The organism is Thalassobaculum salexigens DSM 19539 (genome assembly GCF_000423805.1).
GTDB lineage: Bacteria > Pseudomonadota > Alphaproteobacteria > Thalassobaculales > Thalassobaculaceae > Thalassobaculum > Thalassobaculum litoreum.
In genome coordinates, this window is the sequence record NZ_KE384095.1 from 331857 (window position 1) to 344957 (window position 13101).

At 69.6% G+C, this 13101-nt stretch carries 11 protein-coding genes; all 11 read left to right on the forward strand.

The window, feature by feature from the left end; all coding sequences use genetic code 11:
* The first annotated feature begins 212 nt into the window (after positions 1-212).
* From G578_RS0121935 to G578_RS0121985, 11 genes are read left to right on the forward strand one after another with little or no spacing between them, the layout of a single operon-like run.
* A complete protein-coding gene (locus tag G578_RS0121935; protein WP_211228990.1) occupies positions 213-1463 on the forward strand; it encodes a glycosyltransferase family protein in 1251 nt (416 codons plus the stop codon).
* A 2-nt stretch (positions 1464-1465) separates the two neighbouring features.
* On the forward strand, positions 1466-2770 hold the full coding sequence (locus G578_RS29780; RefSeq protein WP_211228991.1) for a glycosyltransferase family 4 protein: 1305 nt from the start codon (positions 1466-1468) through the stop codon (positions 2768-2770).
* A complete protein-coding gene (locus G578_RS30335; protein WP_211228992.1) occupies positions 2767-3870 on the forward strand; it encodes a glycosyltransferase family 4 protein in 1104 nt (367 codons plus the stop codon). Before G578_RS29780 ends, G578_RS30335 begins: the two co-directional genes overlap by 4 nt.
* Positions 3867-4457, forward strand: coding sequence for a histidine phosphatase family protein (locus G578_RS0121950; protein WP_028796057.1), 591 nt, complete (start codon positions 3867-3869; stop codon positions 4455-4457). Before G578_RS30335 ends, G578_RS0121950 begins: the two co-directional genes overlap by 4 nt.
* Positions 4454-5611, forward strand: a complete 1158-nt coding sequence (locus G578_RS0121955) for a glycosyltransferase family protein (protein ID WP_028796058.1) — start codon at positions 4454-4456, stop codon at positions 5609-5611. Before G578_RS0121950 ends, G578_RS0121955 begins: the two co-directional genes overlap by 4 nt.
* The gene (locus G578_RS27665; RefSeq protein ID WP_051245155.1) at positions 5608-6375 is read left to right on the forward strand and encodes a polysaccharide deacetylase family protein; all 768 of its coding nucleotides are present in this window, start codon (positions 5608-5610) and stop codon (positions 6373-6375) included. Before G578_RS0121955 ends, G578_RS27665 begins: the two co-directional genes overlap by 4 nt.
* On the forward strand, positions 6372-6992 hold the full coding sequence (locus G578_RS27670; protein ID WP_156907432.1) for a hypothetical protein: 621 nt from the start codon (positions 6372-6374) through the stop codon (positions 6990-6992). The genes G578_RS27665 and G578_RS27670 overlap by 4 nt, the downstream gene beginning before the upstream one ends.
* Positions 6993-7032: 40 nt before the next feature.
* Positions 7033-8922 carry an ABC transporter ATP-binding protein gene (locus tag G578_RS0121970; RefSeq protein WP_038015673.1) on the forward strand — a complete coding sequence of 630 codons (1890 nt, stop codon included), beginning with the start codon at positions 7033-7035 and terminating at the stop codon, positions 8920-8922.
* Positions 8919-10880 (forward strand): ABC transporter substrate-binding protein, encoded by a 1962-nt coding sequence (locus tag G578_RS27675; RefSeq protein ID WP_038015676.1) that lies wholly within the window; start codon positions 8919-8921, stop codon positions 10878-10880. The genes G578_RS0121970 and G578_RS27675 overlap by 4 nt, the downstream gene beginning before the upstream one ends.
* A gap of 15 nt (positions 10881-10895) precedes the next feature.
* On the forward strand, positions 10896-11894 hold the full coding sequence (locus G578_RS0121980; protein ID WP_028796060.1) for an ABC transporter permease: 999 nt from the start codon (positions 10896-10898) through the stop codon (positions 11892-11894).
* On the forward strand, positions 11891-13063 hold the full coding sequence (locus tag G578_RS0121985) for an ABC transporter permease (RefSeq protein WP_028796061.1): 1173 nt from the start codon (positions 11891-11893) through the stop codon (positions 13061-13063). The genes G578_RS0121980 and G578_RS0121985 overlap by 4 nt, the downstream gene beginning before the upstream one ends.
* The last annotated feature ends 38 nt before the right edge of the window (positions 13064-13101 follow it).

The following is a 13101-nucleotide window of genomic DNA, read 5'->3' on the forward strand; positions in this document are numbered from 1 at the left end:
GCGGGCCAGTCCCGCCGCGGGCCGCCGACCGCTCCACCCACCGCAGGACCACCCGGAGCCGATCTTGCTGCGGAAGGCCCAGCGGCGCAACGCCAAGCTGCGTCAAAAGGTTACCATTTCTCGGCCCGGCGCGATGTGCCATAGTGCGGCGGACATCGGCCTCCGCCAGAATATCGACATTTCCGGGCAGCGATGACAGCGACGGGGAACCCATGACGAAGACCAAGGCCCCCGCGACCGCCAAGCTGCTTGCGGACCGTCCGGCCGCCCGAGTCCTCATGTACAGCCACGACACGATGGGCCTCGGCCACCTGCGCCGGTGCCGCGCCATCGCCCACGCGCTGGTCGAGGATCATCCGGGCCTGTCGGTGCTGATCCTGTCGGGTTCGCCGATCATCGGCAGCTTCGACTTCCGCACCCGGGTCGACTTCGTCCGCATTCCGGGCGTCATCAAGCTGCGCAACGGCGACTACACCTCGCTGTCCCTGCATCTGGACATCGAGGAGACGGTGGCCCTGCGCAGCGCCATCATCCGCCACACCGCCGAGGTGTTCGATCCCGACCTGTTCATCGTCGACAAGGAGCCCCTCGGCCTGCGCGGCGAGGTCAAGGAGACGCTGGAGCTCCTGAAGGAGCGTGGCACGCCCCTGATCCTCGGCATGCGCGACGTGATGGACGAGCCGGAGCTGCTGGAGCAGGAATGGGAACGCAAGAAGGTGCTGCCCGCTCTGCAGGACCTGTATGACGAGGTCTGGGTCTACGGCGTGAAGGAGGTCTGCGACCCCTATGACGGGCTCGACATCCCGGCCGAGATCAAGCTGAAGACCCGCTACACCGGTTACCTGCGTCGCTCGGTCTCGCCGGCGCCGAGCCCGTCCTCCGCCCTGCCCTTCGGCGACGATCCGTTCATCCTGGTCACCGCCGGCGGCGGCGGTGACGGCGAGCCGGTGATGGACTGGGTGCTGCGCGCCTACGAGGAGGACCGGCAGCTTCCCTATCCGGCGCTGCTGGTGCTCGGTCCCTTCATGCCGCAGGAGCAGCAGCACGAATTCATGGAGCGGGCGAGCAAGCTCGATCGGGTCGAGGCGATCACCTTCGACAGCCGGATCGAGACGCTGATGGCCCGCTGCGCCGGCATGGTCGCCATGGGCGGCTACAACACGTTCTGCGAGATCCTGTCCTTCGACAAGCGGTCGATCGTCGTGCCCCGGACCGAGCCGCGGCTGGAGCAGTACATCCGCGCCCGCCGGGCCGAAGAACTGGGCCTGCTGCGCATGCTGGTGGATGACGGCGACCGAAATCCGATGCAGATGGCCGCCGCCCTGCGGCAGCTGCCGGGCCAGAAGACCCCGTCCCAGGCCAAGGCGGTCGCCATGCTGAACGGGCTCGACCAGGTCGGCCGGCTTACCAAACGCTGGATCGACGAGCGGCGCCGGGCCGCTGCGGCACGCCGGACCGCCTGACCGTGACCGGAAACGCGGAGAACGGAGCCACCGCTCACGCGGGCGTCCGTGGCCAGGTCGGCATCGTGGTGAAGGGCTATCCGCGCCTGTCGGAGACCTTCATCGCCCAGGAGATCCTCGGGCTGCAGCAGCGCGGCCTGCGCTTCCGCATCATTTCCCTGCGCCATCCGACCGACAAGGCGACCCACCCGGTGCATGACGCGATCACCGCGCCGGTCGACTATCTGCCGGAATACCTGGGAGACGATCTCGGCCGGGTCTGGCGCGGCTGGCGGACGGCCCGGCGGCTGCCCGGATACGGCAGGGCCCTGCGCACCTGGCTGCGCGACCTGTTGCGCGACCCCACCCCGAACCGGGGCCGGCGCTTCGGCCAGGCCTGCGTGCTGGCGGCCGAGCTCGACCCGGCGATCACCCATCTCTACGCCCATTTCCTGCACACCCCGGCCTCGGTCGCGCGCTACGCGGCGACGATGCGGGGGATTTCCTGGTCGGTCTCGGCCCATGCCAAGGACATCTGGACGACTCAGGACTGGGAGAAGCGGGAGAAGCTGGCCGATACCGCCTGGGCGGTGACCTGCACCGCGATCGGCGCCCGCCATCTGGCGGCTCTGGCACCCGATCCCGACCGGGTCAGCCTGCTGTATCACGGGCTGGACGCCTCCGCCTTTCCGCCGCCCGCCACCCGGGCCAAGCGCGACGGCCGCGATCCGCACGCCCCGGTGACCATCGTCTCGATCGGCCGGGCGGTGCAGAAGAAGGGCTATGACGACGTGCTGGCCGCCCTGCGGGTGCTGCCGAACGACCTGAACTGGCGCTTCGTGCATATCGGCGGCGGCGCTCTGGCCGGGCGGCTGAAGCAGGCGGCCGACATCATGGGCCTGTCCGACCGGATCGAATGGCGCGGCGCCCAGTCCCGCTCCGGCGTGATCGACGCCCTGGCGGAGGCCGACATCTTCGTGCTCGCCAGCAAGATCGCCCCGGACGGCGACCGCGACGGGCTGCCGAACGTGCTGATGGAAGCCCAGCTCATGACCCTGCCGGTGGTGGCGACCTCGGTCTCCGCCATCCCCGAGCTGATCGACGACCGAGTCAACGGTCGGCTGGTGAAGCCGGGCGACCATCTGGCCCTGGCGAAGGCGCTCGAGGATCTGATCGGCGATCCGACCGCCCGGCTTCGGCTGGCGGCGGCCGGCCGCGCGCGGGTCCTGACCGAGTTCTCCGCCGATGCCGGGCTGGACAGACTCGCCGCCAAATTCGGCCTTGGCGACGCCGCATCACGGGCCGAGGGCCGGCCCGACGCGGCGTGAGGATCGCCTTCCATTCCCCTCTGAAGACCCCGGATTCGGCCGTTCCCTCCGGGGACCGGCGGGTCGCGCGCCTGCTGATGGCGGCCCTGACCCGTGCCGGCCACGAGGTCGATCTGGCCACCCGCCTGCGCAGCCGCGATGGCGAGGGCGACGTCACCCGGCAGGCGCGGCTGGCCGAGCTGGGGACCCGGCTGGCGGCGCGCTATCTGCGGCTGGTGTCGCAGGGGCGGCGGCCGCGCCCCGACCTCTGGTTCACCTATCACCTGTACTACAAGGCGCCGGACCTGATCGGCCCGCTGGTCGCCGAGAGCCTGGGCATCCCCTATGTGGTCGCCGAGGCCTCGGTGGCGCACAAGCGCGCCGGCGGGCCCTGGGACCAGGGGCACCGGGCGACCCTGGCCGCCCTGGCCCGGGCGGATCTGGCGGTCGGCCTGAACCCCCATGATCGGGCACTGGTCCAGCCCTGCCTGTCGCCCGGAGCGCGCTATCTCGACCTGCCCCCCTTCCTGGCGATCGACGGCCCGCCGCCGGCGCGCGCGGACGGTATCGATCGCCCGGTGGCGCTCCTCGCGGTCGGCATGATGCGGGCGGGCGACAAGCTCGCCTCCTACCGGGTGCTGGGGACCGCCCTGGCGCAGGTCCCCGGCGACTGGCGCCTCACCGTGGTCGGCGACGGCCCGGCCCGGACGGAGGTGGAAGCGGCGCTGGCTTCGGTCGCCGACCGTGTCACCTGGCGCGGCGCGCTCGACGCGCCCGAGCTTGACGCCGCGTATGGGGCCGCGGACCTGCTGGTCTGGCCCGCGGTGAACGAGGCCTACGGCATGGCCCTGCTGGAGGCCCAGGCGGCCGGGCTGCCGGTGGTGGCCGGCGACACCGGCGGCGTGTCGGCCATCGTGCGCCACGGGACGACCGGCCTGCTGGCCCCGGTCGGCGACGCCGACGCGTTCGCCGGAGCCGTGAGGACGCTGGTCGCGGACCCGGCCCGACGCCTGTCGCAGGGCGCCAAGGCGGCCGAGATCTCCCGTGCCGAGCACGGCCTGCCTGCCGCCGCCGCGGCCCTGGATGCCGCCCTGCGAACCTTGGTGGAGGCGCGCCGATGACCCGGCTCGCGTTGCTACGCCACGGCCCGACCGCCTGGAACGCCGAGAAGCGGCTGCAGGGCCGCGCCGACCGACCGCTCTCCCCGGACGGCGCGGCGCAGGTGCGCGGCTGGATCCTGCCGGCCGAGGTCGCCGGTTTCCGCTGGCTGACCAGCCCGCTGATCCGCGCCCGTCGTACCGCCGAGCTGATCGGCGTCGAGGCCGCCATCGAGCCCGCCGCCATCGAACTCGATTTCGGGGCCTGGGAAGGCCGCCGCCTTGCGGAGATCCGCGCCGAAGATCCGGACGGCACCGCGGCGAACGAGGCGCGCGGCCTGGATTTCACCCCGCCCGGGGGCGAGAGCCCGCGCGCCGTGCAGGCCCGGCTCGCCCCCCTGCTCGTCCGCCTCGCCCTAGAGGGCCGGGATACCGGGATCGTGACCCATAAGGGCGTCATCCGCGCCCTGTTGTCCCTGGCCACCGGCTGGCCGATGGTCGATAAGCCGCCGGTGAAACTTTTCTGGGACCGGGTGCATCTGTTCGACCTCGCCGCCGACGGCACGCCGCGCCTGACCCAGCCCAACCTGCCCCTGAAGGCCGACCGATGACCCGACCGACCGTCATGCTCTATGTCCAGAACCTGCTCGGCATCGGCCATCTGCGCCGGGCGGCGGCGGTGGCGCGCGCGCTGGTGACGGCCGGCGCAGATGTCGCCTTCGTGTCCGGCGGCATGCCGGTGCCGCATCTGCCGCTCGGTGGGGCGAAGATGGTGCAGCTGCCGCCGATCCGCACCGAGGACGGCAACTTCAAGGTGCTGCTGGACGAGACCGACACGCCGATCGACGACGCCTTCCGCGACGCCCGGCGCGACCGGCTGCTCGCCCTGTTCGAGGAGCTGCGGCCGGCGGCGCTGATCACCGAGCTGTTCCCCTTCGGCCGCCGGCAGATGCGCTTCGAGCTGCTGCCGCTGCTGGAGCGCGCCCGGCAGGCCGAATGGCACCCGCAGACCTTCTCCTCCATGCGCGATATCCTGGTGACCAAGCCGCGGCGCGACCGCAACCAGGAGATCGTCGATACCCTGAACGCCTATTACGACGCCGCCCTGATCCACTCGGACCCGGAGCTGATCCGGCTGGACCGGACCTTCCCCATGGCGGCCGAGATCACGGTGGAGCAGCACTACACCGGCTATGTGGTCAACGCCGACGACATCGCCGTGCCCGAGGCCGATCCGGCGGCGACGGGCGAGGTGCTGGTCTCGGCCGGTGGCGGCGCGGTGGGCGACCGGTTCATGCCGACCGTGGCGCGCATGATTCCGGACCTGCCCCTGGCCGACCGGCCCTGGCGGCTGGTGACCGGCCACCACATGCCGTCCTCCGCCCTGGCCCGGATCGAGGCCGCCGTTCCCGCCAACGCGGTGATCGAGCGCAGCGTGCCGAACCTGCCGGAACTGATGGCGGGTGCCGCCCTGTCGGTCTCCCAGGCCGGCTACAACACCCTGCTGGAACTGCTGGCGGCGCGGACCCGCGCCGTGGTCGTGCCCTATGAGGGCGGGGTGGAGACCGAGCAGCGGCTGCGCGCCGACCTGCTGGCCTATGTCGGCGCGCTCGAGGTGGTTGCCGAGGACGCGCTGACCGCCGAGAGCCTGGGGGCGGCGATGGAACGGGCGCGCGGCCGGTCGCGCGACGCGGTGCCGAGCGTCGATCTGGACGGCGCGCGCAAGACGGCGGCCTATGTCATGGACCGTCTCGCCCGGCGATGAGCGCACGCGACACCCTGGCGGCCCTTCTGGACCGGCGCGGCGAGCAGGACCGGCCGCTGGCCCTGTGGTGGCGCGACGACGATCTGGAAGCACCGTCCGGCGCGCTGTCCGTCTGCCTGGAGGCCCTGGGCGAGGCCGGCATCGCCGCCGCCTTCGCTGCCATCCCCGGCGGCCTGACAGCCGAGGCGGTCGCGGCGCTGGACGGCACCGGCTCGGCCCTGTTCGTCCATGGCTGGGCCCACACCAACCACGCGCCCGCCGGAGAGAAGAAGTGCGAGTTCGGCGCGACCCGTCCGCTGACCGACCGGCTGGCCGAAATCGCCCGCGGCTGGGCGCGGCTTCGCCAGGTCGGCGGCGAGCGGGCATTGGCCTGCTTCGTGCCGCCCTGGAACCGGATCGGCGAGGATCTGCTGCCGGTACTGGGCGAGGGCGGGATCGCGGCCCTGTCCGCCTTCGCCTCGCCGAAGCGCCCTGCCCCGCCGGCCTCGGTGCCGCGGCTCGACGCCCATGTGGACCTGATCGACTGGCGCGGCACCGGAAAACCGGTGCCCGGCGCGACCCTCGCGACCGAAATTATTAAACACGACGGGGTGGACGGACCGGTCGGAATCCTGTCCCATCACCGCGTCACCGACCGGGGGGCATGGACCGACTGGCAGCCGATCCTGCGGCTGCTGTCGGATCATCCCGCGGTACAGTGGCTTTCCCCGGGCGACGCGCTTGCCCGGGTGGGTGTGGAACCGGGGAAACGGAGGCGCTTGTGACAGTGCACCGCTATGAGCGCGGCGCGATCGCCTGGGACATGGCACGGGGCGGACTTGGCCTGCTCGTGACCGGCCTGCCGCTGGTCGTCACGCCGATGGCGACGACCATGACCGTGATCTTCGGCGCCCTGGCGACCCTGTTCGGTGTCTATGTGGTCCGTACCTGGCTGCGCACCGCTCAAGCGGTCGAGGTCGATGCCGACGGGATCCGCCGCACCGGGCCGCTCGAAATCGACATTCCCTGGGCAGACCTGGACTCCATGGGCCTGCGCTACTTCTCGACCCGCCGCGACAAGAACGCCGGCTGGATGGAGCTGAAGCTGACCGGCAACGGCAAGAAGCTGCCGGTGGAGAGTTCGATCGACGATTTCGAGGGCCTCGTGCGCCATTGCATGCTGGTGTCGCGGCGCAAGAATCTTGAACTGTCCGAGACGACGCTCGACAATCTGCGCGCCCTCGGTCTGATGGGGCCGGCGCCGGAGGCCGACGGGAGCGACGGGCCGCCGAGCTTCGACTCGAGCGGGCATATCGCCCCGAAACTCGAACCGGGTCTGCGGCAAGGAATCGGGCGGCAGGGAATCGGGCGGCAGGGAATTGGACCGGATCGGGACCGCTGATAAGCTGCTGACTCAGGGCTAACCGGAGGGGGACGGAGACTTGGATCGCTCAACGCCGCTCCTGCGCGTGCACGACCTGCGGATCGGCTTCGATCTGCCGGAGGGGCGGCTGGTTGCGGTGGACGGCGTCTCGTTCCAGATCCGCCGGGGCTCGACCGTCGCCCTGGTCGGCGAATCCGGCTCCGGCAAGTCGGTGGTCAGCCAGGCGATCATGGGCCTGCTGCCGCGGCCGGCGAAGATCCTGGGCGGCTCGATCCTGTTCGCCGACCCCGAGAAGCCCGGCACCATCACCGATATCGTGCGCCTGCCGGTGGACGGCCGCGAGATGCGCAACGTGCGTGGCGGGCGGATCTCGATCATCTTCCAGGAGCCGATGACGTCGCTGTCGCCGCTGCACACGGTCGGCAATCAGATCCGCGAGGCGCTGGAACTGCACCGCGACGTCTCGGCCCGCGAAGCGACGGAACTGACCCGCGACATGCTGGCCATGGTCGGCTTCCCCGACCCCGACCGGGCGCTGAAGACCTATCCGTTCGAGCTGTCCGGCGGGCTGCGCCAGCGCGCGATGATCTCCATGGCCCTGGTCTGCCGGCCGGCCCTGCTGATCGCCGACGAGCCGACCACCGCGCTGGACGTGACGATCCAGGCGCAGATCCTGAAGCTGATCAAGGACCTGCAGTCCGAGCTCAACATGGCCATGCTGATGATCACTCACGATCTCGGCGTGGTCTCCAACGTGGCCGAGGAAGTGGTGGTCATGTATCGCGGCCGGGTGATGGAGTCCGGCGACGTGGAGGACATCTTCCGCCGGGCCCAGCATCCCTACCTGAAGGCGCTGATGGGAGCGGTGCCGCGCTTCGACATGGCGCCGGGCGAGCGTCTGAAGCCGCTGCGCGAGATCAAGGCCGAGACCGGGCACCTGCTGGCCGACCGGCCGAAGGCGACGACGGCCGACAACGCGCCGATGCTCGCGGTGGAGGGGCTGACCAAGGCCTATACGATCCGCAAGGGCGGCTGGGTCTCGACCTCCCGCAAGTCGATCAAGGCGCTGGACGACGTGTCCTTCACCGTGCAGCCGGGCGAATGCCTCGGCCTGGTGGGCGAGTCGGGCTGCGGCAAGACCACCCTGTCCAAGGTGATCATGCGGGCGCTCACGCCGGACGCGGGCAAGGTGACCTTTACCGACGAGACCGGGCCGACCGACGTGCTCGCCCTCGACGGCAACCGGCTGACCGAGTTCCGCCAGAAGCTGCAGTTCGTCTTCCAGGACCCGTTCTCCTCGCTCAATCCCCGGATGACCGTGTTCGACATCATCGCCGAGCCGCTGGTGATCCATGGCATCGGCGATCCGGCCTGGCGGCGCGAGATGGTGTCGGAGCTGATGCGGCTGGTCGGGCTCGACGTGCGCCACCTGAACCGCTACCCGCACAGCTTCTCCGGCGGCCAGCGCCAACGCATCGGCATCGCCCGCGCGCTGGCGCTCAAGCCGAAGATGCTGATCTGCGACGAGCCGGTCTCCGCGCTGGACGTGTCGATCCAGGCCCAGGTGCTGAACCTGCTGAAGGACCTGAAGGAGAAGCTGGGCCTCACCTATCTGTTCATCAGCCACAACCTGGCGGTGGTCGACTACGTCGCCGACCGGATCGCGGTGATGTGCGCCGGCCGGATCGTCGAGCTGGCCCCGCGCGAGGCACTGTTCCGGGACCCGGTACACCCCTATACCCAGGCGCTGCTGGCCGCGGTGCCGGACCCGGATCTGGACAACCCGCTCGATTTCGACGCGGTGATGGATGGCCGGGCCTCGAACCCCGCGGCCTGGTCGGCGCCGTTCACGGTCGATGACAGCCACATGCCGGGCTTCGTCGAGCTGGGCGACGGCCATTTCGTGCGGGCCGACCCGGCGATCCTGAACCTGAGGCTGGCGTCGTGAAGCGTCTGGCACTCGCCCTGGCCCTGCTGCTCGCCCCCGCCCTGCTGCTCGCCCACGTCCTGCCGGCCGCCGCCCAGAACGAACCGCCGCTGCTGGCGGAGAAGGTCGCGACCGGCGCGCTGCCCGAGACGGCGGGCCGGCTTCCCTTCGACCCGCTGGTGGTCGACCTGAAGAATCAGGACCGCGAGCTCGGCGACTACGGCGGCACGCTGAACATGGTCATGGCCGGGGCCAAGGACGTCCGCCAGATGGTGGTCTACGGCTACGCCCGGCTGGTCGGCTACGACCCGGCCACCATGGAGCTGCGCCCCGACCTGGCCAAGGAGGTGATCGTCGAGGACAACCGGTCCTTCACCTTCGTCCTGCGCGAGGGTCACCGCTGGTCCGACGGCACGCCCTTCACCACCGAGGATTTCCGCTACTTCTGGGAGGATGTGGCCAACAACCCGGAGATCTCACCGACCGGCCCGCCGATCGAACTGATGGTCGACGGCGAGCCGCCGACGGTGGAGATCCTGTCGCCGACCCGGGTGCGCTATTCCTGGTCGCAGCCCAATCCGGACTTCCTGCCGCAGCTCGCCGGGGCCCGGCCGCTCTATCTCTACCGGCCGTCCCATCACCTGAAGATGTACCACGATCACTACGCCGAGCACGGTCCCCTGAAGGCGAAGGTGGAGGAGGCCCAGGCGCGGAACTGGGCCGCCCTGCACAACCGCGAGGACAATCCCTACAAGTTCGACAATCCGGACCTGCCGACCCTGCAGCCCTGGGTGGCGCGGACGTCGCCGCCGGCGAACCGCTACGTCTTCGAGCGCAATCCCTACTACCACAAGATCGACGCCGAGGGCCGCCAGCTCCCCTATATCGACACCGTGGTGTTCCAGATCGCGTCCCCCGGCCTGATCCCGGCCAAGACCGGCGCGGGCGAGTCCGATCTGCAGGCACGGTACCTGAACTTCGAGGACTACACCTTCCTGCGCCAGGGCGCGGAGCGCGGCACGTACGAGACCTATCTGTGGAAGTCCGCCAAGGGCTCCCATCTCGCCCTGTTTCCCAACCTCAACATCGAGGATCCGCTCTGGCGCGAGGTGATGCGCGACGCGCGGTTCCGCCGGGCGCTGTCGCTGGCGGTGAACCGGCACGAGCTGAACGAGGTGATCTATTTCGGCCTGGCGCTGGAGGGCAACAACACCGTGCTACCCTCCTCCCGGCTGTACGAGCCGGAATACCGCAGGAAATGGGCCGAGTTCGACCTGAAGCGGGCCAATGCCCTGCTGGACGAGATGGGCCTGACCGAGCGCGACGACCGCGGCGTGCGGCTGCTGCCGGACGGACGGCCGATGGAGATCATCGTGGAGACCGCCGGCGAAAGCACCGAAGAGACCGACCTGCTGGAGCTGATCCACGACACCTGGCTGGCGGCCGGGATCAAGCTCTACACGCGCCCCTCGGAACGGACCGTGTTCCGCAACCGCATCTTCGCCGGCCAGACCATGATGGCGATCTCCTTCGGCATCGAGAACGGGATCCCGAGCGCGGAGTCCAGCCCGTCCGAATTCGCCCCGACCGCCCAGACCCAGTACATGTGGCCACGCTGGGGCCAGTACTACCAGACCAAGGGCAAGGCCGGCACCGCGCCGGACATTCCGGAGGCGGTGGAACTGATGGAGCTGTACGATACCTGGCGGCGCTCCTCCACCACCGAGGCGCGGCGCGCCGTGTGGCACGAGATGCTGGAGATCTGGAGCGATCAGGTCTTCTCCATCGGCCTGATCGCGGGCGTGCTGCAGCCGGTGGTGGTCAGCCTGAAGCTGCACAACGTCCCGGTGCAGGCGATCTACAACTGGGACCCGGGGGCCCATTTCGGCATGCACCGCCCGGACACCTTCTTCTTCGGCGCCGAGCGGCCGCGCACACCCGACCGGGTGCTGACCGCGGCCGCCCGGTCCCGCCAGTAAAGGATCCGGCCGCCCGTGCTCGACTATCTCGCCCGCCGGATCCTCGTGATGATCCCGACGCTGGTCGCCATCAGCGTCATCACCTTCATCATCATCCAGCTGCCGCCAGGGGATTACCTGTCGACGCTGATCGCCGAGATGGAGAGCCAGGGCGAAGCGGTCGATCCGGCCAAGATCGAGGCGCTGCGGGCCCAGTACGGCCTGGATAAGCCGATGTGGGAGCAGTATCTGGTCTGGGCCACGGGCATGCTGCGCGGCGATTTCGGCTACAGCTTCGAATATCAGCTGCCGGTCAGCGACGTGGTCGGCGACCGGGTGCTGATGACCATCGTGCTGAACTTCGCCACGATCCTGTTCATCTACGTGGTCTCCTTTCCGATCGGCATCTACTCGGCGACCCACCAGTACAGCGTCGGCGACTACGGCCTGACCTTCATCGGCTTTCTCGGGCTCGCCACGCCGAACTTCCTGCTGGCCCTGATCCTGCTGTATTTCGCCAATGTCTGGTTCGGCACCTCGATCGGCGGGCTGATGGACCCGTCCTATATCGACCAGCCCTGGAGCTTCGGGAAGGTGATGTCGGTGCTGGAGCACCTGTGGGTCCCGGTGGTGGTGATCGGCACCGCCGGCACGGCGGCGATGATCCGCCGGCTGCGCGCCAACCTGCTGGACGAGCTGCAGAAACAGTACGTGGTCACCGCCCGGGCCAAGGGCCTGCCGCCGTTCCGGGCGCTGATGAAGTATCCGCTGCGCATGGCCATGAACCCGTTCATCTCCGACATCGGCAACATGCTGCCCCAGGTGGTCTCCGGCTCGGCCGTGGTGTCGATGGTGCTGTCGCTGCCGACCACCGGGCCGATGCTGATCAACGCGCTGCAGAGCCAGGACATGTATCTCGCCGGCTCGTTCCTGATGTTCCTGGCGGCACTGACCGTGTTCGGCATGCTGCTCTCCGACCTGGCGCTGGCCTGGCTCGACCCGCGGATCCGTCTCGGCGGGGGGACCGCGCGATGAGCACCGCCAATCCGAACCGCCCCAAAGCCCGGCATTTCGTCGACGCCGCCCCCTTCGATCCGGAGCGCGACGAGGTCCTCACGCCGGAACAGGAACGCTATTACATGGCGTCCCAGTGGCGGATGATGTGGTGGAAGCTGAAGCGCCACCGCCTCGCGGTCGTCTCCGGGCTGTTCCTGCTGCTGCTCTACGCCTCGGTGCTGATCTCCGAGATGATCGCGCCCTACGCGCTGACCAGCCGGCACACCGACCATATCTATGCCCCGCCGCAGACCGTGAAGCTGTTCCGCGACGGCCGTTTCGTCGGCCCCTATGTGCTGGGATACGACTACGAGCTCGATCTGCGCACCCTGAAGCGGGTCTACACCGCCAATCCGGACAAGGTGCAGCCACTGCGGTTCTTCTGTTCCGGCGATGGGTACCGGTTCTGGGGCCAGATCGAGATGGATTTCCATCTGGTCTGCCCGGCCGACGGGGGGACCCTGTTCCTGCTCGGGACCGACCGGCTGGGCCGCGACGTGTTCTCGCGCATCGTCTACGGCACCCGGATTTCGCTGACCGTGGGGCTGATCGGCATCATCGTCAGCTTCGTGCTGGGCATCGTGATCGGCGGGCTGGCGGGGTATTACGGCGGCTGGGTGGACGCCTGTGTCCAGCGGGTAATCGAGGTGATCCGCTCGTTCCCGGAGCTGCCCCTGTGGATGGCCCTGTCGGCCGCCCTGCCGGTGACCTGGTCGCCGATCCTGATCTATTTCGGCATCACCCTGATCCTCGGTCTGCTGGACTGGACCGGCCTCGCCCGGGCGGTGCGCTCCAAGCTGCTCAGCCTGCGCGAGGAGGATTTCTGCGTCGCCGCCGAGCTGATGGGGGCGAAGCCGAAACGCATCATCGGCCGCCACCTGCTGCCCAGTTTCATGAGCCACCTGATCGCCTCGGCCACCCTGTCGATCCCGACCATGATCCTGGGCGAGACGGCCCTGTCGTTCCTCGGCCTCGGCCTGCGCCCGCCGATCACCAGTTGGGGCGTGCTGCTGACCGAGGCGCAGAACATCAACGCGGTCGAGCTGTATCCCTGGATCATGACCCCGGTGGTGCCGGTGATCCTGGTGGTTCTGGCGTTCAACTTCTTCGGCGACGGGCTGAGGGATGCGGCGGATCCGTATAAGTAGGCGTTCCCCCGGAGCAGGTCCGGGAGTGATCTAAGGGG